At 58.5% G+C, this 19,717-nt stretch carries 21 protein-coding genes and 4 tRNA genes; 17 read left to right on the top strand and 8 right to left on the bottom strand.

Annotated features, from left to right (window positions below):
- Positions 1–214: 214 nt before the first annotated feature.
- The 10 genes from gltX to AC1DWM_RS27015 all read left to right on the top strand — a co-directional run bounded on the left by gltX (position 215) and on the right by AC1DWM_RS27015 (position 6,223).
- The gene (gene gltX / locus AC1DWM_RS27060) at positions 215–1,696 is read left to right on the top strand and encodes a glutamate--tRNA ligase (protein WP_109633228.1); all 1,482 of its coding nucleotides are present in this window, start codon (positions 215–217) and stop codon (positions 1,694–1,696) included.
- Between the two features lie 248 nt (positions 1,697–1,944).
- Positions 1,945–2,020: transfer RNA gene (locus AC1DWM_RS27055), tRNA-Ala, on the top strand.
- A 79-nt stretch (positions 2,021–2,099) separates the two neighbouring features.
- Positions 2,100–2,175 (top strand) — tRNA-Glu (locus AC1DWM_RS27050).
- A 53-nt stretch (positions 2,176–2,228) separates the two neighbouring features.
- Positions 2,229–2,304, top strand: a tRNA-Ala gene (locus AC1DWM_RS27045).
- Positions 2,305–2,384: 80 nt separating this feature from the next.
- A tRNA-Glu gene (locus AC1DWM_RS27040) sits at positions 2,385–2,460 on the top strand.
- Positions 2,461–2,643: 183 nt separating this feature from the next.
- Positions 2,644–3,183, top strand: coding sequence for a TetR/AcrR family transcriptional regulator (locus AC1DWM_RS27035; RefSeq protein WP_007943510.1), 540 nt, complete (start codon positions 2,644–2,646; stop codon positions 3,181–3,183).
- Between the two features lie 31 nt (positions 3,184–3,214).
- On the top strand, positions 3,215–4,048 hold the full coding sequence (locus AC1DWM_RS27030) for an alpha/beta fold hydrolase (protein ID WP_223517497.1): 834 nt from the start codon (positions 3,215–3,217) through the stop codon (positions 4,046–4,048).
- 48 nt (positions 4,049–4,096) lie between these two features.
- Positions 4,097–4,552 carry an acyl-CoA thioesterase gene (locus tag AC1DWM_RS27025; protein WP_223517495.1) on the top strand — a complete coding sequence of 152 codons (456 nt, stop codon included), beginning with the start codon at positions 4,097–4,099 and terminating at the stop codon, positions 4,550–4,552.
- A 145-nt stretch (positions 4,553–4,697) separates the two neighbouring features.
- On the top strand, positions 4,698–5,657 hold the full coding sequence (locus AC1DWM_RS27020; RefSeq protein ID WP_477796602.1) for a tRNA dihydrouridine synthase: 960 nt from the start codon (positions 4,698–4,700) through the stop codon (positions 5,655–5,657).
- A gap of 119 nt (positions 5,658–5,776) precedes the next feature.
- The gene (locus tag AC1DWM_RS27015; protein ID WP_477796601.1) at positions 5,777–6,223 is read left to right on the top strand and encodes an Hsp20 family protein; all 447 of its coding nucleotides are present in this window, start codon (positions 5,777–5,779) and stop codon (positions 6,221–6,223) included.
- A 98-nt stretch (positions 6,224–6,321) separates the two neighbouring features.
- On the opposite strand, the gene ampC is transcribed toward AC1DWM_RS27015, so the two are convergent.
- The gene (gene ampC, locus AC1DWM_RS27010; RefSeq protein WP_477796600.1) at positions 6,322–7,488 is read right to left on the bottom strand and encodes a class C beta-lactamase; all 1,167 of its coding nucleotides are present in this window, start codon (positions 7,486–7,488) and stop codon (positions 6,322–6,324) included.
- Between the two features lie 162 nt (positions 7,489–7,650).
- Between ampC and AC1DWM_RS27005 the strand changes: the two genes are divergently transcribed.
- Complete coding sequence (locus AC1DWM_RS27005; RefSeq protein ID WP_477796599.1) at positions 7,651–8,529, top strand: LysR family transcriptional regulator; 879 nt, start codon at positions 7,651–7,653, stop codon at positions 8,527–8,529.
- 129 nt (positions 8,530–8,658) lie between these two features.
- On the opposite strand, the gene gudD is transcribed toward AC1DWM_RS27005, so the two are convergent.
- Together gudD and AC1DWM_RS26995 are read right to left on the bottom strand one after the other, a co-directional pair.
- On the bottom strand, positions 8,659–10,002 hold the full coding sequence (gene gudD, locus AC1DWM_RS27000; RefSeq protein ID WP_477796598.1) for a glucarate dehydratase: 1,344 nt from the start codon (positions 10,000–10,002) through the stop codon (positions 8,659–8,661).
- Positions 10,003–10,023: 21 nt separating this feature from the next.
- A complete protein-coding gene (locus AC1DWM_RS26995) occupies positions 10,024–11,370 on the bottom strand; it encodes an MFS transporter (RefSeq protein ID WP_223517476.1) in 1,347 nt (448 codons plus the stop codon).
- Positions 11,371–11,650: 280 nt separating this feature from the next.
- Here AC1DWM_RS26995 and AC1DWM_RS26990 point away from each other — a divergent pair, with 280 nt between their 5' ends.
- Positions 11,651–12,364: a FadR/GntR family transcriptional regulator gene (locus AC1DWM_RS26990; RefSeq protein ID WP_223517474.1), complete on the top strand. Its 714-nt coding sequence runs from the start codon at positions 11,651–11,653 to the stop codon at positions 12,362–12,364.
- A gap of 40 nt (positions 12,365–12,404) precedes the next feature.
- Here AC1DWM_RS26990 and trhP read toward each other — a convergent pair whose 3' ends face one another.
- A complete protein-coding gene (gene trhP / locus AC1DWM_RS26985; RefSeq protein WP_477796597.1) occupies positions 12,405–13,730 on the bottom strand; it encodes a prephenate-dependent tRNA uridine(34) hydroxylase TrhP in 1,326 nt (441 codons plus the stop codon).
- 174 nt (positions 13,731–13,904) lie between these two features.
- Between trhP and AC1DWM_RS26980 the strand changes: the two genes are divergently transcribed.
- Positions 13,905–14,966 carry an AI-2E family transporter gene (locus tag AC1DWM_RS26980; RefSeq protein ID WP_223517470.1) on the top strand — a complete coding sequence of 354 codons (1,062 nt, stop codon included), beginning with the start codon at positions 13,905–13,907 and terminating at the stop codon, positions 14,964–14,966.
- Here the strand turns inward: AC1DWM_RS26980 and AC1DWM_RS26975 are convergent.
- From AC1DWM_RS26975 to AC1DWM_RS26965, 3 genes are all read right to left on the bottom strand, one after another.
- Positions 14,963–15,145 (bottom strand): hypothetical protein, encoded by a 183-nt coding sequence (locus AC1DWM_RS26975; RefSeq protein WP_223517468.1) that lies wholly within the window; start codon positions 15,143–15,145, stop codon positions 14,963–14,965. The two genes, AC1DWM_RS26980 and AC1DWM_RS26975, sit on opposite strands and share 4 nt — an antisense overlap.
- A gap of 100 nt (positions 15,146–15,245) precedes the next feature.
- The gene (locus AC1DWM_RS26970; RefSeq protein WP_007944773.1) at positions 15,246–15,440 is read right to left on the bottom strand and encodes a hypothetical protein; all 195 of its coding nucleotides are present in this window, start codon (positions 15,438–15,440) and stop codon (positions 15,246–15,248) included.
- Between the two features lie 226 nt (positions 15,441–15,666).
- Entirely contained in the window at positions 15,667–16,023 is a 357-nt protein-coding gene (locus AC1DWM_RS26965) for a hypothetical protein (protein WP_223517466.1), read from the bottom strand.
- A 247-nt stretch (positions 16,024–16,270) separates the two neighbouring features.
- Between AC1DWM_RS26965 and AC1DWM_RS26960 the strand changes: the two genes are divergently transcribed.
- The gene (locus tag AC1DWM_RS26960; protein WP_223517464.1) at positions 16,271–17,095 is read left to right on the top strand and encodes a shikimate 5-dehydrogenase; all 825 of its coding nucleotides are present in this window, start codon (positions 16,271–16,273) and stop codon (positions 17,093–17,095) included.
- Between the two features lie 4 nt (positions 17,096–17,099).
- Positions 17,100–17,618: a cupin domain-containing protein gene (locus AC1DWM_RS26955; RefSeq protein WP_477796596.1), complete on the top strand. Its 519-nt coding sequence runs from the start codon at positions 17,100–17,102 to the stop codon at positions 17,616–17,618.
- A gap of 131 nt (positions 17,619–17,749) precedes the next feature.
- Here the strand turns inward: AC1DWM_RS26955 and AC1DWM_RS26950 are convergent, their stop codons facing one another.
- Positions 17,750–18,397 (bottom strand): YceH family protein, encoded by a 648-nt coding sequence (locus AC1DWM_RS26950; RefSeq protein WP_452627359.1) that lies wholly within the window; start codon positions 18,395–18,397, stop codon positions 17,750–17,752.
- 301 nt (positions 18,398–18,698) lie between these two features.
- Between AC1DWM_RS26950 and AC1DWM_RS26945 the strand changes: the two genes are divergently transcribed.
- Positions 18,699–19,439 (top strand): glycosyltransferase family 2 protein, encoded by a 741-nt coding sequence (locus AC1DWM_RS26945; RefSeq protein ID WP_223517457.1) that lies wholly within the window; start codon positions 18,699–18,701, stop codon positions 19,437–19,439.
- Positions 19,436–19,714: a lipid-A-disaccharide synthase N-terminal domain-containing protein gene (locus tag AC1DWM_RS26940; protein WP_223517455.1), complete on the top strand. Its 279-nt coding sequence runs from the start codon at positions 19,436–19,438 to the stop codon at positions 19,712–19,714. Before AC1DWM_RS26945 ends, AC1DWM_RS26940 begins: the two co-directional genes overlap by 4 nt.
- The last annotated feature ends 3 nt before the right edge of the window (positions 19,715–19,717 follow it).

Below are 19,717 nucleotides of genomic sequence, written 5' to 3'. Positions count from 1 at the left end.
GGCTGTAGTCGAGAAAGTGTAAGGAAAGATATCAGCAGGTGAATCTGTCATACAGCCGACAAGCGGTAAATGCTGTTGAACGATATTCGGCCATTCACCCGGGTATACGCGCGTTGTAGGCGCAAACTTGGCTTAAATGCCCTGCTCACTGGAGCCGGGCGGGTGTCGCCTGTTACCATTCGCCCTTTGTTTTATCTTCATTTCGAGACTTGCCATGACCACCGTCCGCACGCGCATCGCGCCATCACCTACCGGGGACCCCCACGTAGGTACCGCTTACATCGCTTTGTTCAACTACTGCTTTGCCAAGCAGCATGGCGGTGAGTTCATCCTGCGGATCGAAGATACCGACCAGTTGCGGTCGACCCGTGAGTCCGAACAGCAGATTTTCGACGCCCTGCGCTGGTTAGGTATCGACTGGAGCGAAGGCCCGGACGTGGGTGGCCCGCACGGTCCTTACCGTCAGAGCGAGCGCGGCGATATCTATCAGAAGTATTGCCAGCAACTGGTTGAAATGGGCCATGCGTTCCCGTGCTTCTGCACCGCCGAAGAACTGGACCAGATGCGCGCCGAGCAAATGGCTCGCGGCGAAACCCCGCGTTACGACGGCCGTGCGCTGTTGCTGTCCAAGGAAGAAGTCGCCCGTCGCCTGGCCGCTGGTGAACCGCACGTGATCCGCATGAAAGTGCCGAGCGAAGGCGTGTGCGTGGTGCCGGACATGCTGCGTGGCGACGTCGAGATCCCGTGGGATCGCATGGACATGCAAGTGCTGATGAAGACCGACGGCCTGCCGACGTACTTCCTGGCGAACGTGGTCGACGACCACCTGATGGGCATCACCCACGTCCTGCGCGGTGAAGAGTGGCTGCCCTCGGCACCGAAACTGATCCTGCTTTACGAGTACTTCGGCTGGGAACAACCGGAACTGTGCTACATGCCGCTGCTGCGTAACCCGGACAAGAGCAAGCTGTCCAAGCGCAAGAACCCGACCTCGGTGACGTTCTACGAGCGCATGGGCTTCATGCCGGAAGCGATGCTCAACTACCTGGGCCGCATGGGCTGGTCGATGCCGGACGAGCGCGAGAAGTTCTCGTTGCAGGAAATGGTCGACCACTTCGATTTGAGCCGTGTCTCGCTGGGCGGGCCGATTTTCGACATCGAGAAGCTGTCGTGGCTCAACGGCCAGTGGCTGCGTGATCTGCCGGTGGAGGAGTTCGCTTCGCGCCTGCAAACCTGGGCATTGAACCCTGAATACATGATGAAGATCGCGCCGCATGTACAGGGTCGCGTTGAAACCTTCAGCCAGGTTGCACCGTTGGCCGGCTTCTTCTTTGCCGGTGGCGTGAACCCGGATGCCAAATTGTTTGAATCGAAGAAGCTCTCGGGCGATCAGGTTCGTCAGTTGATGCAGCTGATCTTGTGGAAACTGGAAAGCCTGCGTCAGTGGGAGAAGGACAGCATCACCGCGACGATTCAAGCGGTGGTCGAATCCTTGGAGCTGAAGCTGCGTGACGCCATGCCGCTGATGTTTGCTGCGATCACGGGGCAGGCCAGTTCGGTGTCGGTGCTGGATGCGATGGAAATCCTCGGTCCGGACCTGACCCGATTCCGTCTGCGCCAGGCGATTGACCTGCTGGGCGGCGTGTCGAAGAAAGAAAACAAGGAGTGGGAAAAACTCTTGGGCAACATTGCCTGACACCCCCATCCCTGTAGCAGCTGCCGAAGGCTGCGTCGGATTGCGAAGCAGTCCCTGCCCGGGATTGCGAGCGCTACGCACTCGGACGCAGCCTGCGGCAGCTGCTACAAGAACGGATACACCCCCCGGATTTACGGGGGGAGGGCGGTAAGTGATTGTTATGGCGACAAAAAATTTTGAAAATTGTTAAAAATAAGTTTGACAGCTTTCTGATCCGCCATTAAGATTCGCCCCGTCCTCAGCGATGAGGGGCTATAGCTCAGCTGGGAGAGCGCTTGCATGGCATGCAAGAGGTCGACGGTTCGATCCCGTCTAGCTCCACCAATTTACACTTCAAGGTCTGGCCACACCGGCCTTGAAGCGATCAACACTCAGCGTTGATCTGTTGTATAGAAGGGTTTGCGTCCCCTTCGTCTAGTGGCCTAGGACACCGCCCTTTCACGGCGGTAACAGGGGTTCGAGTCCCCTAGGGGACGCCAGTTTTACAGAAGCGATGTTGCAAGATGTCGCTCCGCCGCGAGGCGAAAAATCCGGGGCTATAGCTCAGCTGGGAGAGCGCTTGCATGGCATGCAAGAGGTCGACGGTTCGATCCCGTCTAGCTCCACCAATTTTACAGTTCAAGGTCTGGCCACGCAGGCCTTGAATCGATCAGCTCTCAGCACTGATCAGTTGTATAGAAGGTTTTGCGTCCCCTTCGTCTAGTGGCCTAGGACACCGCCCTTTCACGGCGGTAACAGGGGTTCGAGTCCCCTAGGGGACGCCACGATTACCCGCTCTGCGGGATTTTATAAGGGTCATTCAATTATTGAATGGCCCTTTTGTTTGTCTGGCGTTTGGCCAAATCCCCTATTTCTTTCAAACTGTTCTTCAGACCAGCGGTCACATCCACGACTTGCGAAAAATTATTATGAGAATAATATTCTAGTCGTAATATTCGGAGGCAACGATGAACGATAAAAAAGCTCAAACCCGCGAACGCATCCTTAAGGCTGCCAGCGCAGCGCTGATTCAGCGCGGCCCGGCAGAGCCGAGCGTGGGCGAAGTGATGGGCGCAGCCGGCCTGACCGTCGGCGGCTTCTATGCGCACTTCGAAAGCAAGGACGCCATGATGCTGGAGGCGTTCCAGCAATTGCTGGGACACCGTCGTGACCTGATTGCTGACATGGATGCGCAACTCACCGGTGAAGAGCGTCGCGCGTTGGTGGCTGCGTTTTACCTGTCACGTAAACACCGTGACTCCTCCGAATCGGCGTGCCCGATCCCGGCGTCTGTTGGCGAACTGGGACGTCTGCCGGATGCGTTTCGTGTTGCTCTGAATGAGCATGTGGAATTGATGGTCGCGCAGTTGGCGGCCAGCCCGGAAGACACCGACAAAGCCTTGGCAGACATGGCCTTGATGGTGGGCGGTTTGGCCCTGGCTCGCGCGCTGGGGCCAGGAGAGTTGTCCGATCGATTGCTGCGTGCCGCCAAGTCGGCGGTGCAATGACCTGAAGGCAGTGGCCTGAGGAGTAAGAGCGATGAGCACGTTGAAGTGGGTTCGTGGCGTTAATGGCACCTTGGGCTGGTTCGCACCGAAACTGGTCGCGAGCAAAATGCGACTGGCATTCATGACTCCGCGAGAACTGCCTCCGCGTGATTGGGAACTGCCGCTTCTGGCGAAGTCCGAACGAATCACGCTGCGCTTCGGCCTTTCGGCGCTACGTTGGGGGCAAGGCCCTGCCGTGTTGCTGATGCACGGCTGGGAAGGCCGGCCGACGCAGTTCGCCAGTCTCATCACCGCGCTGGTGGAGGCCGGTTATACCGTGGTCGCCCTCGACGGCCCGGCGCATGGTCGCTCACCTGGCGAGGAGGCAAACGTCGTGCTGTTCGCTCGGGCCATGCTGGAAGCAGCTGCCGAGTTGCCGCCGCTGCAAGCGGTCATCGGTCATTCGATGGGTGGCGCYAGTGCCATGCTCGCCGTTCAATTGGGCCTGCGCACCGAAACCCTGGTGACGATTGCCGCCCCGGCGCGAATTCTCGGGGTGCTGCGTGGTTTTGCACGTTACGTGCGACTGCCGCCCAAAGCACGCTCGGCCTTCATTCGGCAGGTCGAAAAAGACGTCGGCATGCGCGCAGCGGCGCTGGATGTCGCTCACTATCAACTCGACATGCCCGGCCTGATCGTCCATGCCGAAGATGACAGCTACGTGTTGGTCAAGGAATCCGAACTGATCCATGAATCCTGGTTCGACAGTCGCTTGCTGCGCCTGGAAGAGGGCGGCCATCAGCGGGTGCTGGCCGATCCCCGGGTCATTGATGGTGTGTTATCACTGTTGGCCGGTCGCAGCCTGCAATCGCGCCAATCGGCGTAAGCATCCGTTACACTGCCCCGGTCGACTTTATCTGACCGGGAGTGGGGCATGAGTTGGGATCGGGCAACGCCATTTATCATTGATCTGCAAGTGGGTGCCGAGGACATCGACGGGCTGGGTCACGCCAATAATGCCGTGTACGTGACGTGGCTCGAGCGCTGTGCCTGGCGCCACTCCCAGCGTCTGGGCCTGGATCTGGTCGAGTATCGGCGGCTGGACCGGGCGATGGCGGTGGTGCGGCACGAAATCGATTACCTGGCCGCCGCCTATGAAGAAGACGAATTGCAGCTGGCGACCTGGATCGTCGATTGGGATCAGCGCCTGAAAATGACCCGACACTTCCAGTTGAAGCGCCCGCGTGACAACACCACATTGCTGCGCGCCCAGACCACGTTCGTCTGCATCGAACTGTCGACCGGCAAGCCCAAGCGCATGCCGGCCGAGTTCATTGAAGGCTACGGCCCGGCGTTGTTGTCGCAAGAACTGAATACCACCCAAATCTAGTGTGGGAGTGAGCCTGCCGATGACGCGGTTTGTTCAGTGCACCGCGTCATCGTTCATCGCGAGCAGGCTCACTCCTGCAAGGAATCTGCGATTTCCCTGCGCAATCCAGTAAACTGCCGCACGTTTTTCGTCGAGTGTGTTTTTCATGCAAATTGCTTTGGCGCCCATGGAGGGGTTGGTCGACAACATCCTGCGGGACGTGTTGACCCGTGTGGGCGGTATCGATTGGTGCGTGACCGAGTTCATCCGGATCAACGACCAACTGCTCACGCCTGCCTACTACCACAAGTTTGGCCCCGAACTGCTGACTGGTGCCCGCACCGCGTCAGGCGTGCCGTTGCGCGTGCAATTGCTCGGTTCTGATCCCGTTTGCCTGGCGGAAAACGCTGCACTGGCTTGTGAGCTGGGGTCTGAAGTTATCGACCTGAACTTCGGTTGCCCGGCCAAGACCGTCAACAAATCTCGTGGCGGCGCGGTGTTGCTCAAGGAACCTGAACTGCTCAACCAAATCGTCGAACACGTGCGCCGCGCGGTGCCGGCACACATCCTGGTGACCGCCAAGATGCGCCTCGGCTTCGACAGCCCGGACGGCTCGCTGGTCTGCGCCACAGCCTTGGCCGAAGGCGGCGCAGCGCACATCGTGGTGCATGCACGGACCAAAACCGATGGCTACAAACCACCGGCGCACTGGGAGTGGATCCCGCGGGTGCAGGACGTGGTCAAGGTTCCGGTGTTTGCCAATGGCGACATCTGGAGCGTCGAAGACTGGCGTCGTTGCCGCGAAATCAGCGGCGTGGAAGACATCATGCTCGGTCGCGGTCTGGTCTCGCGCCCGGACTTGGCCCGGCAAATTGCCGCGGCGCGAGCCGGTGAAGAAGTGGTCGAGATGACTTGGGCCGAGCTGTTGCCACTGATCCAGGATTTCTGGTTGCAAGCCAAGGCGCAGATGACGCCCCGTCAATCGCCCGGCCGCCTCAAGCAATGGCTGGCGATGCTGACCCGCAATTATCCGGAAGCGGTTGAGCTGTTCACCGTCCTGCGTCGTGAGACCAAACTCGATCACGTCTCGCGTTTGCTCGGTCTACAAGTCAGCGAAGCGGCCTGAAATAATCTCGAAATAATCTCTTGAAATGCAATCAGCGGTCCCTATCTAAGGGGTACGCGATGCCGAATTCGGGTCGCGGAGACAAAAACCTTGCTGATTGTTTTCAGGAGATTTGAACCATGACTACTGCATTTTCCCTGGCCCCACTGTTCCGTTCCTCGGTAGGTTTCGACCGTTTCAACGACCTGTTTGAAACCGCGTTGCGCAACGAGCCAGGCAGCACCTACCCACCTTACAACGTGGAAAAACACGGTGATGATCAATACCGCATCGTCGTCGCCGCGGCCGGTTTCCAGGAAGAAGACCTGGACCTGCAAGTCGAGAAGGGTGTGCTGACCATCAGTGGCGGCAAACGTGAAGCGAACGAAAGCGTGACCTTCCTGCACCAAGGCATCGCCCAGCGTGCGTTCAAGCTGTCGTTCCGCCTGGCGGATCACATCGAGATCAAGTCCGCAGACCTGCGTAACGGCCTGTTGAGCATCGACCTGGTGCGCATCGTTCTAGAAGAGGCGAAAGCCAAACGCATCCCGATCAACGGGACGCAAAAACCGGCTCTGCAGCACTAAGGCCGAGCAATGAAAAGGGCGCCATCGCGGCGCCCTTTTTTGTGCTCCTGTAGCTGCCTCTCAGGCTCGGCAGCTGCAGGGAATTGTGTTGCTCTTGGTTATTCGGTTAAGGCGCTCAGTATTGTATGGGCGATTTTGACCCGCTCCGGGTTGGGGTAGTTTTTGTTGGCGAGGATCACGATGCCGATGTCCTTCGAGGGCACAAACGCGACGTAAGCCCCAAAGCCGCCGGTGGAGCCGGTTTTGTTGAGCAACACGTTTGCCTGTTGCGGCTGCGGCGGGTTCAGCCATTGAACTTTATGAGCGTCCATTGCCATCTCAGTCGAGTTGCCAGCGAGCAGCTGATCCAGCGTGACCGGGTAATGGTAGAACTCCCAGCCTAGCCCCTGTGTCGTTTCGCCCACCATGTAATAACCGGTGTGAGTGGTGGCGATGGCTTGCTGCAAGGGTTTTTCCAGTTCGCCAGGTTGCATGTTCGCTTCAACGTAACGAAGCAGGTCCGAGGCGCTGGTTTTCACGCCATAGGCTTCGGAGTCCAGCGCGCCCGGTCCGACGCGCACAGGCTTGTCGTCTTTGTTGTATCCCTGAGCGTAAAGCCCCATCTGGTCTTGCGGGACCTTGAGATAGGTGTGCTTGAGGCCCAGTTTCGGCAACAAGGTCTTTTCCATCAGGTGATCGAATGGCTGCCCCATGCTTTGGGCCGCGAGATAACCGAACAGTCCCAGGCTTGGGTTCGAGTACTGGCGATGGGTGCCGGCTGGATAAACCGGAGTCCACTGCTTGAAATAGCCCAGCATCTTGTCCTCATGGTCAGCTTCGCCAGGGAACTGCAGCGGCAACCCGCCGGCGGTATAGGTGCCCAATTGCAGTACGCTGATGTGGTCGAATGCGCTGCCGCGCAATGCCGGCAAAACAGCGCTGGCAGGATCGGACAGGGACAGTTTGCCGTTGGCCTGCGCGTAGGCGGCCAGTGTGGCGGTGAAGGTTTTGCTGACCGAGCCGATTTCGAACAGGGTGTCTTTGCTGACCGGTTGGCGTTCTTCTTTGGAGGCCACGCCGTAATTAAAGTAATGCTGCTGGCCATTTTGGGTGATCGCAACGGCGAGCCCCGCAATGTTCTGTTCTTGCATCACCGGACCGACGGCGGCGTTGACCAGGGTTTCGAGTTGCTGGTCGGATGGTGTTGAGGCCATGCAGGGTGCTGCGCCGAGGAAAAGTGCGAAAGCACTGTAGAACGCTAGCCTTGGCAGTTTGTCTTTGTACATGTTTGATCCACTCTTCATGAGTTGTGATGATGTTAACCCGCTACACTCCATGCGCTCCTGCAAATCGGGCTACCTGACAGGTGAGCCAAATCTAGGCAGTCTACCGAGCGGCGACAAACGACGATATTTCGGGTTAGCCATTAGAAAAATTATGGAGTTGGCATGATTCGTCCTCACTTGCCGCTGAATGCATTGCGCGCTTTCGAGGCGTCCGCGCGTCATTTGAGTTTCACTCGGGCGGCGGTGGAGTTGTTCGTCACTCCAGCGGCAGTGAGTCATCAGGTCAAAAGTCTTGAGGCTCAGCTTAATGTGACGCTGTTCAAGCGCTTGCCCCGCGGGCTGATGCTGACGAGTGAAGGTGAAACCTTGCTGCCGGTATTGCGCGAATCTTTCGACCGTATCGCCGAAACGCTTGAGCGTTTCGAGGGTGGGCATTATCGGGAGGTATTGACGGTGGGGGCGGTGGGGACGTTTGCAGTAGGTTGGCTGTTGCCGCGACTGGGGGACTTCCAGGTGAAACATCCGTTCATAGATTTGCGTCTGTCGACCAACAACAACCGCGTGGACGTGGCTGCTGAGGGGCTGGATTACGCGATTCGATTTGGCGCCGGCGCGTGGCACGGCATTGAAGCGCTACGTTTGATCGATGCGCCGTTGTCGGTGCTGTGCGTTCCCGAACTCGCCCGGCAATTGCGCTCGCCTGAGGATCTGCTGAAACAAACGTTGTTGCGTTCCTACCGCACAGACGAGTGGCCTGAGTGGTTTCTGGCTTGCGGGTTGCCGGCCAATGCACCGACCGCCAAGAGCATTATTTTCGATTCTTCGCTGGCGATGATGGAGGCCGCGCTTCAGGGCGCAGGCATTGCGTTGGCGCCGCCGCTGATGTTTTCCCGACAACTGGCTGCGGGTGCAATCGAGCAACCGTTCGCCATCGGGATCACCACCGGCAGCTATTGGCTGACCCGACTGCAATCGCGTCCCGAAACGGCAGCGATGATGTCGTTCAAGGGCTGGCTGCTGCAAGCGGCCGAAATGAATTAGCGGATGCCAACCTGTGGGAGCTGGCTTGCCTGCGATAGCGGAGTTTCAGGCGACATCATTGTTGAATGTGCCGGCGCCTTCGCGGGCAAGTCGAATCGTCGCACCGCCGCTCCTGCAAGGAGTACAGCGTCAGCGCACCAGACACGGCCGTTTGTTATCGAACTTCCAGCCCGGAATCAGAAACTGCATCGCCACGCTATCATCTCGCGCCCCCAACCCCATACCTTTGTACAGTTCGTGGGCCTTGGCCAACTGATCCATGTCCAATTCCACACCTAACCCAGGCTTCTTCGGCACTTGCACGCAACCGTCGACGATTTGCAGTGGTGCTTTGGTCAACCGCTGGCCGTCCTGCCAGATCCAGTGGGTGTCGATGGCGGTAATCTCGCCCGGCGCGGCCGCTGCAACGTGGGTGAACATTGCCAGGGAAATATCGAAGTGGTTGTTGGAGTGCGAACCCCAGGTCAGCCCCCATTCGTGGCACATCTGCGCCACACGCACCGAGCCTTGCATAGTCCAGAAGTGCGGGTCGGCCAGCGGAATATCCACTGATTGCAACTGGATCGCGTGACCCATCTCACGCCAGTCGGTGGCGATCATGTTGGTTGCGGTTCTCAGGCCGGTGGCGCGGCGGAATTCGGCCATGACCTCACGGCCCGAGTAACCGTTTTCCGCGCCGCACGGGTCTTCGGCGTAAGCCAGAACGTGGTGCTGATCGCGGCACAAGCGAATGGCTTCCTTGAGTGACCATGCGCCGTTCGGGTCGAGGGTGATGCGTGCATCCGGGAAGCGTTCGGCCAGCGCGGTGACCGCTTCGATCTCCTCATCGCCACTGAGCACGCCGCCCTTGAGTTTGAAGTCCTTGAAACCGTAGCGGGCATGGGCGGTTTCGGCCAGGCGCACCACGGCGTCAGCGGTCATGGCTTTTTCATGGCGCACACGAAACCAGTCATTGTCGGCGTCCGGTTCGCTGCGATAGGCCAGGTCGGTTTCGTTACGATCACCGACGTAAAACAGGTAACCGAGCATCTTCACTTCGTCACGCTGTTGCCCTTCACCGAGCAGGGCAGCAACCGGCACGTCCAGATGCTGGCCGAGCAAGTCGAGGAGGGCGGCTTCCAGGCCGGTGACTGCGTGAATGGTGATGCGCAGGTCGAACGTCTGCAAGCCGCGACCACCGGCGTCGCGATCGGCAAAGGTCTGGCGCACTTGATTGAGGATCTTCTGATATGTACCGATCGGGCTGCCAACCACCAGTGCGCGGGCGTCTTCCAGTGTCTGACGAATACGCTCGCCACCCGGTACTTCACCGACACCGGTGTGTCCGGCGTTGTCCTTGAGGATCACGATATTGCGGGTGAAGAACGGGCCGTGGGCGCCGCTCAGGTTGAGCAGCATGCCGTCGTGTCCGGCTACCGGAACCACCTGCATGCTGGTGATGATTGGGGCTTTTGCGGAGTCTTGTGGGTTCATTGTTTTGTCCTTGAAAAGTGATCAGGCGTGGGTGCGCGTTGGTTTGCCCAGCGCAACGGCCGGTGCGGTTTTCGGTGTGTTGCGGGCGGCAAAGACAATGATCGCGGCGATGATCGAGGTTGCGGCCAACCCGTACAGTCCGCCCTGAATCGAGCCAGTGTGTTCCTCCAGAAAGCCGAAGGTAGTCGGTGCAACGAAGCCGCCAAGGTTACCCACCGAGTTGATCAACGCGATCACACCCGCGGCAATCCGCGCGTCCAGATAGGCCTGCGGAATCGGCCAGAACAGCGACGAGGCGGATTTGAAACCCAGCGCCGCAAAGCAGATCGCAACAAAGGCAAAGATCGGCCCGCCTGTGGTTGACATGAACATCCCGGCGGCAGCAATCAGCAGCGCAGCGGCGACCCAGGCTTGTTGGTGTTTCCATTTGGATGACAGGGAAGCAAAGGCATACATGCCGACAATCGACAGCAACCAGGGGATCGAGTTGAACAACCCAACCTGAATGTCGCTGAGGTCGCCCATCTTCTTGATGATGCTCGGCAGCCAGAAGGTCGCGGCGTAGATGGTCAGCTGGATGAAGAAGTAGATCAGGCAGAACAGGATGATCTGGCGATCCTTGAGCAGTTTGCCCAGCGACGGTTTGATCGGTGTCGCGGCTTCGCGGGCCCGTTGTTCGTCGCCGATGGCGTTGACCAGCGCATCCTGTTCTTCGCGGGTCAGCCATTTGGCGTCGTGGGGTTTGGAGTCCAGCCAGAACCAGACGAACACGCACAGCCCGACCGAAAACATTCCTTCAATGAAGTACATCCATTGCCAGCCGTGCAACCCGAAGCCGTTGAGTTGCAGGAGCAGACCAGACAGCGGGCCGGAGATCAGCGAGGCCATCGCCGAGCCGCTGAGAAAAATCGCAATCGCCTTGCCGCGTTCCACGCCGGGCAACCAGCGAGTGAAGTAGTAAATCACTCCCGGAAAGAACCCGGCTTCGGCCACACCCAGCAAAAATCTCAGGATGTAGAAGTGGGTTTCGTTCTGGATGAAGGCCATTCCGGCGGCCACCAGGCCCCAGGTCAGCATGATGCGGGTCAGCCAGATTCTCGCGCCGACTTTTTGCAGGAGGATGTTGGAGGGGACTTCGAACAGCGCGTAACCGATGAAGAACAGGCCGGCGCCGAGGCCATAAGCGGCGGCACCAATGCCTAAGTCATGCTCCATATGCGCGCGGACGAAGCCGATGTTCACGCGGTCGATGTAGTTGACGATGAACATGATGACGAACAGCGGCAAAACATGGCGTTTCACCTTCGAGATGGCGGACTTCAGGACCGAATCGGCGCCGTGGTGCATCCCTGATACGGATGTATTCACTTGGTTTTCTCCCACTGATTATTTTTATGCGGGGTGTGGCTTGTGCTGCGTTGTTGATAGACATCATACAACTACATTTTTTTGTTCTGCAAGCGTCTGTGCCMAACAAATTGGTGGTGTTTAGGCATTTTTTGATTCTTTTTTTATTTTGCTTAAGCCGTGGTGGTACGCAAATAAGGCGCAGTTGTTGAGTGTTGTCATACAAGTTTTGCGCTGTTTTATAGAGAACCCAACCCAGTGCGGTGCTACGATTCCGTGAGCCCTGCTTTCGGAAATCGCCATGCAACATGACCTCGACACGCCTGTCCCCAAGCGCAGCCACAACCTCGCTCACGACCTGGTGGCCAAACTGACCCAGAGCATTCTTCTCGGCCAGATGCTGCCGGGGGACAAGCTGCCGTCGGAGAACTCAATCGTTCAGGAACACGGGGTCAGCCGCACCGTGGTGCGCGAGGCGATCTCGAAATTGCAGGCGTCGGGGCTGGTGGAAACCCGGCATGGCATTGGCACGTTTGTCATCGAACGCGCGCCGGAGCAGGGCTTGCGGCTGAATGTCGATACCGCACTGGGGGTGCGCAGCATTCTGGAGTTGCGCATGGGGCTGGAAACCCAGGCTGCCGCGCTGGCGGCGACCCGTCGTACGGAGCAGCAACTGGCGCAGATGCGTGAAGCGCTGGACGACTATCAGCGCTTGCTGAGCAACAACGACAGCTGCGTCGAAGCCGACAAGCGCTTCCATCTGTTGATCGCCGAAGCTACCGGCAATGTGTGCTTCACCGAGATCATGCAGCATCTGGGCAGTGCGATGATCCCGCGAACCCGCGTCAATGCCGCCGAGCGTGGGGCGGCGGATTTAAGCAAGCTTGGGCAACTCGCCAACCTTGAGCACGAGGCAATTCTCAACGCGATCAAGCGCCAGGATCCGGACGCGGCGCGAGCAGCGATGTGGCTGCACCTGACCAACAGCCGTGACCGCTTTTCAGCGAGTGGCTGAATATTGTGGCGAGGGGGCACGTCGCACCATTGATGGGTTTTCAACTCGCGCTGACATCGCGCATCAACAAGCCAAACTTCAGGTCCACCCCGTCCGGAATCGGCAAATACACCGTGTGCCCATCCCCCGGCGCCACTTCAATCGGCTCGCCTCTAGCGTTTTGCAATTGATGCAAATCGAAATGGAAGTTGCCCTGGGGTGTCATCAGCTCCATGTGATCGCCCAGGCCAAAGCGGTTCTTCACTTTGACCTCCGCCAGCCGCTCACGCCGCTCACCGGTCAATTCACCGACAAACTGCTGTCGCTCTGACACCGAGCTGCCGTGCTGATAGTTCTGGTATTCGTCATGCACATGCCGGCGCAAAAAACCTTCGGTGTAGCCGCGCTGCGCCAATGACTCCAGATCGATCATCAGGTTGCGGTCGAATTCACGGCCGGCGACGGCATCGTCGATGRCTCGGCGATACACCTGTGTGGTGCGGGCGCAATAGAAGTGGGATTTGGTCCGCCCTTCGATTTTCAGCGAGTGCACGCCCATGTGTGTCAGGCGCTCGACATGTTGCACGGCGCGCAGGTCCTTGGCATTCATGATGTAAGTGCCGTGCTCGTCTTCGAAGGCTGGCATCAGCTCGTCCGGCCGATTGGCTTCCTGCAACAGGAACACTTGGTCGGTGGGGGCGCCGATGCCCAGGGTCGGTTCGGGCTGGTACTGCTGGACGATTTCGCCGAGCTGATTTTCCGTGGCCTCTTGCGCCGAATACTTCCAGCGACAGGCGTTGGTGCAACTGCCCTGATTGGCGTCGCGCYTGTTCATGTAACCCGACAGCAGGCAGCGCCCGGAATACGCCATGCACAACGCGCCGTGGACAAACACTTCCAGCTCCATGGCCGGCACTTGCTGGCGGATTTCGCCGATTTCTTCCAGGGACAGTTCCCGCGACAGGATGATCCGACTCACACCCTGTTGCTGCCAGAACTCGACACTCGCCCAGTTGACGGTGTTGGCCTGCACGGATAGATGAATTGGCATCTGTGGGAAGTGCCGACGCACCAGCATGATCAAGCCCGGGTCGGACATGATCAGCGCATCCGGCGCCATGGCGATCACCGGCGCCAGGTCCTTGAGGAAGGTCTTGAGCTTGGCGTTGTGTGGTGCAATGTTCACCACCACATAAAAGCGCTTGCCCTGGGCCTGGGCCTCCTGGATACCAAGGGCCAGGTTGGCGTGATCGAATTCGTTATTGCGCACCCGCAAGCTGTAGCGCGGCTGGCCGGCGTACACCGCATCGGCGCCGTAAGCAAAGGCATAACGCATGTTTTTCAAGGTGCCGGCGGGGGCGAGCAGTTCGGGGGCAAGGGGAGTCATGGCAATGTCAGTCGCAAAAGCCTGGAGCGTAATCGTCTTGCGCCTGGAGTTTATTGATCTGGATCCAGGCTTTGTGAACAAACGCATGGCACTCGCGCGAACCGTGGAGGACTAAGCATAAGGACAGCTCAACTTATAAGAGCCTGTGTCCCTGCGCACTGACACGGATCGGACATGAACGAAAAAACCGTACGGAACAAATCGCTGGTGATCTTGCTGGGGCTGGTCACTGCCGCGTTCATCTGGATCTTGCTGCCGTTTTACGGCGCGGTGTTCTGGGCGGTGATTCTTGGCATTCTCTTTGCGCCGATGCAGCGTCGACTGCAATTGAAGCTGGGCTGGGAGCGCAACCTGACGTCGCTGCTCACGCTGAGTATCTGTCTGGTGATTGCGATCCTGCCGGTGATCATCCTCGGTTTCTTCCTGGTTCAAGAGGGGGCGATACTGTACAAAAACATCGAAAGCGGTGAGTTGGACATCGCAGGGTATGTGTCGCACTTCAAACACAGCCTGCCGCCGTACTTCCAGCATTTACTCGATCGGTTCGGGGTGGGGGAGCTGAGCGGGCTGCGGGAAAAAATCATCAAGAGTGCGGTGACGGGTAACGAGTTTTTCGCCACGCAGGTGTTCAGTTTCGGCCAGGGTACGTTTGATTTTGTGGTGAGCTTTTTCATCATGCTCTACCTGTTGTATTTCTTTCTGCGCGACGGCGCCGAGTTGGCGCGCGAAGTTCGCGCGGCCGTGCCGTTGCAGGAGCACCAGAAACGTCGGTTGCAACTCAAGTTCAATCGGGTGGTGCGGGCGACGGTGAAGGGCAACCTGCTGGTGGCAATTACGCAGGGCGCCTTGGGTGGCTTGATTTTCTGGTTTCTGGATATCCCGAGCGCGTTGCTCTGGGCGGTACTCATGGCGTTTTTGTCGCTGTTGCCAGCGGTGGGGGCGGGGATCATCTGGGCGCCGGTGGCGGCGTTTTTCCTGCTCAGCGGGGCGATGTGGCAGGGCGTAGTGTTGGGGCTGTACGGGATTTTTGTAATCGGTCTGGTGGATAACGTGCTGCGACCGATCCTGGTGGGCAAGGACACCAAGATGCCGGACTATCTGATCCTCATCTCGACCTTGGGTGGTCTGGCGATCTTTGGCCTCAACGGCTTTGTCATCGGGCCACTGATCGCCGCCTTGTTCATGTCCAGTTGGGCCATTTTCCTTGAAACCAAACCGAAGGTGCAGCTGCCTTAAGCGCTTAGCTGGCCTTGGCCGAGACGTTGCGACAAGGCCTGGGCGTCCGGCAGCGAGGTGAGCGGACCACTGATCGCTTCACCGTCCTGCACCAGGTACCAACAGGCGAGCATTCCCAGCGCTCTAAGCGGGGCGGGAACGGCGCTGCCAACAACGGACATGATTTGAACCTGGGACATAAGTACCTCCATCAATCGATGGGGCTACCTTACGGACGTGGCACTAAAACGGAAAATCAACGATTTCGATAGTCGTCATTGACGCCGGTGACTGTTCGCCTCAGTCGACGACCAGATCGAGCATATGAACCACTTCGTGCTCATTTAGCAGGCCTTTGCGCACCAGGTTTTCGGCCAGCAGTGAAAGGAACTTGGCGCTGCGATGGCCTTCCAGGTGCTTGAGTTCGGTCAATGCGTTGTACACCTTGCTGGAAGTGCACAAACCGACAATGCGGTGCGGGTTTTGTGTGGGCATGAGGTCGTCCTTGTTGTTATTGACCTGTTGTTTGCGGACAGATCCAAGCTTGCGGACCTGACATGACATAAATATGACTGTTTGGCGCAAGGCGGGGATGATTCAAGTCAATATTGCCAATTTGAATCACCTACGCTGTCCCCACAGCGACATTGACGCGATTTATCCAGACGTTCGCCGACGAACGGTTATAAAAAAGCCCCGCTACTGAGGCGGGGCTGGGTGATTACCAGTGACCATAACCGTGGCCATGGCCATGGCCATAGTAACCGCGTGGCGGGCCGTAATAACGCGGCGGGCCGTAGTAAATCGGTGCAGGGGCGTAGTAGACCGGTTGTTGCACGTAGACCGGCGCTGGTTGGTAGTAAACCGGTGGCGATTGGTAATAAACCGGTTGTTGTTGTACATAGACCGGTCGATTGGCGTTAATCAGGGCCGAACCGAAGATGGCTGAACCGACGAGCGCGCCATAGATCGCTGGACCTTGCCAGCAGTTACCACAACCACCGCCATGGGCTTGCGCCTGCCCTGTGATAGCGAGTGCACCGATCAGCAAGGCAACTGCAGGAATTTTACGGATCATGATAATTCCTCGGCTCTTCGCCCCGGCGCTTGCGTCTGCAATAGACCCAAGGATTGTCGCGGGGGATACCTCTAAGACAGCATTTTTTCGAAAATCAGCACGGCCGTCGGGTAAATTTTGTGTAAGGTCTGTACCGGTTTCCTGACGGGCCGCGCTATCTCGCGCTGCCTATACAGTAATGATCGAACAGACCCGATGGAATGGCTAATCCCGTCCATCTGAAAGTGCTGTTGAAGGAGAAAGTTTCATGCAGATGAACCCCAATCGAGACACCCAACTGTGCATGTCGCTGTCCGCGCGCCCCGGTAACTTCGGCCTGCGGTTTCACAATCATCTGTATGAACAACTGGGCCTTAACTTCTACTACAAGGCCTTCAGCAGCCAGGATTTGCCCGGTGCCGTGGGTGGCATTCGCGCCCTGGGTATCCGTGGCTGCGGCGTGTCGATGCCGTTCAAGGAAGCGTGCATCGCACTGGTGGATGAACTCGACGCCTCGGCGGCGGCCATTCAATCGATCAACACCATCGTCAACACCGACGGTCATTTAAAGGCCTACAACACCGATTACATTGCCATCGAGCAACTGCTCAACACCCACGAAGTCCCCAAGGATTCAACCTTTGCCCTGCGCGGCAGCGGCGGCATGGCCAAGGCTGTGGCCAGCGCATTGCGCGACGGCGGCTACAAAAACGGCTTGATTGTCGCCCGCAATGAACACGCCGGGCGTGCATTGGCTGAGTCGCTGGGCTATCAGTGGCAAGCGGAACTGGGCGCACAGCGGCCGCAAATGCTGATCAACGTCACACCGATCGGCATGTCGGGCGGTCCGGAGGCCGATCAACTGGCGTTCGATCCTGAAACCATCGCCGCAGCCGAGACAGTCTTCGATGTGGTGGCGATCCCTTCGGAAACGCCACTGATCGTGCGGGCGCGCGCTGAAGGCAAGCGGGTGATCACCGGGTTGGAGGTTGTCGCGATCCAGGCGCTGGAGCAATTTGTGCTGTACACCGGTGTTCGGCCGACGGATGAGCAGTTTCACAACGCTGTGGAATTTGCCCGCAGCCAGGAGTAGTCCCATGCATCCGCGCATTCTCAACCTGAACCAGATTGATCTTGAATCATTGCCCGAAGCCTTGGCGCCCACGGGCGACACGGCCGGCCGCTATCAGCAGCGAATGGCCCGCGTCGGTCAGCAACTGGGCGCGCAGAAGCTTGGGTATCGGTTGTATGTGCTGGAACCGGGTATGCGAGGCAGTCCGTTTCACAGTCATCGGGTCAACGAGGAGATGTTTTATGTCGTGGCCGGGGAAGGTGAGATTCGTCTCGGGACCGAGCGTTTCCCGATTCGGGCCGGTGACGTGATCGCTTGCCCGACGGGGGGCCCGGAAACGGCGCATCAAATCATCAACACCAGCAACGCTGAACTGCGCTATCTGGCGGTCAGCACCCAGCAATCGCCGGAGATCTGCGAGTACCCGGATTCCGGCAAATACGYGGTGATGGATGACTTCAAGGTGGATGCCGAGGGCAATGCATCAGGCTTTGTCGCCATCGCCCGGCCGGGCGACGGCGTAGATTACTGGGACGGTGAGTAGCTACAGGCGCCATCAATTCAATGTGGGAGTGAGCCTGCTCGCGATGAGGCCAGCACAWCCAAATTTGATGTTGACTGACACTCCGCCATCGCGAGCAGGCTCACTCCTACAGTTATAGATTTGTGGCTGGTTTATTCGAGGCGGGCCAAGCGCTCTTCCAGCGCGGCAATGCGCGCTTCAAGTTCTTCGATTCGCTCAATCGATACGCCGCTACCGGCGCCGCGCTCAACCGGATTCTGCCGCGCTGCCAGGATAACCTCGATATCCGCCGGATCCCCCAGCGCATGCATATACCGGTCCTCGCGCTGCCCGGCCTGGCGCGGGATCAACAACGCCAACCCCCGAGCAATTAAACGCTCCAGTTGATGAACCACCTGTTCGGCGTCTTCAAATTCATGCATGCGCCCGCTGCGGGTCAGCAGTTCATTGACCGTTTGCGGGCCGCGCAAGAACAACAACCCGGTCAGAATCACCTGAGCCGGCACCAACTCCAGGGCCTTGTCGACCTTGTGTTCCCAGCGATCGGCGCGACTGCCCATCACCAGTTTAGTGAAACCGCGTCCTTCCAGTGCCCGCAGGCTCTGGCCGACCTGGCCTTGGGTCAGGTTCATCACCGGTTCGCGGCTGGTTTTCTGGTTGCAAGCGATCACCAGGGCGTTGAGGGTCAGCGGATAGGTCTCCGGGCTGGTGGCCTGCTTTTCGATCAGCGAGCCCAAAATGCGGATTTCCGTGCTGTTAAGCCGCGGCTCGTCGAAGGTTGTCTCTTGCTCAGTGCTCATGGTGGCGCATCCTTACCCTGTTCATGTTTTTCACTTGCGTGGATGCACTTTAGATTGGCGAGCGCCAATGGCAACAGAATTCGTCATGCTCCCGGGGAAACGATGACGAAACCGTGATGAAATCTTAACGCCATTTTTACAATCTGACGGGCACCGTATGCGTGCTCGCGCCAGTGCTAATCGCTGTGGCCCGCAGGGATGCACCGCTCCAATCAACTGACCCATGCATCGAGTCTCTCGGTGTAGGCCACCTTTATTCGCCTCCGATAACTGAAAAATCAATAAGGGCGAGAGAGACTCCATGAGCCAAGACATTTTTGTATCCGTACTGATTCCCGCCAAAAACGAAGCCAACAACCTCAAGCCCCTGCTTGAGGAAATCCGCGTGGCCCTGGCTGACGAGCCCTACGAAATCATCGTCGTCGACGATGGCAGCACCGATGCCACCCTGCATGAACTGCGGCAGATCCGGAACAACGGCCTGAGTGCATTGCGCATCCTGCACCATGAGCGCTCGCTGGGGCAGAGCACGTCGCTCTACCACGCAGCGCTCGAGGCGCGCGGACACTGGTTGGCCACCCTCGATGGCGACGGGCAAAACGATCCGGCGGACATTCCCGGCATGCTGGCGCTGGTGCGCGGCAAACCTGGGGCGAGCGACGTGCAATTGGTGGCCGGGCACCGGGTCAATCGCCGCGATACCGCGAGCAAACGCTGGGCCTCGCGTTTCGCCAATGGTCTGCGCCGCCGCTTGCTCCAGGACGCCACCCCGGATACTGGTTGCGGCTTGAAACTGATCGAGCGCGCTGCATTTTTGCGTCTGCCGTACTTCGACCACATGCATCGCTTTATTCCCGCGCTGATCCAGCGTCATAACGGCCGAATGATCGTCCATCCGGTCAACCACCGCCCGCGCACCGCCGGGGTGTCCAAGTACGGCAATCTGGACCGCGCCCTGGTGGGCATTCTCGACCTGGTTGGGGTCTGGTGGCTGATCAAGCGCACGCGCCTGAACACCCATGCGAAAGAGATCGAAGGATGAACCTTTCCCGCGAAGCCTTGTGGCTGGTGGTCGGTTTTGTCGGCCAGATCGCCTTTACCGGCCGCTTTGTCCTGCAGTGGCTGTACAGCGAATACAAAAAACGCAGCGTGATCCCGGTGAGTTTCTGGTACCTGAGCATCGTTGGCAGCACGCTTTTGCTCGCGTACGCCATTTACCGGGAAGACCCGGTGTTCATCGTCGGCCAGGCCTTTGGCACTATCGTTTACTTTCGCAACTTGCAGTTGATCGCCAAAAGCAAAAACCTGAAGGAGTAGGTC

It is taken from the genome of Pseudomonas sp. P4_C8 (assembly GCF_056401975.1).
This window is presented reverse-complemented; position numbering and strand designations above follow the sequence as displayed.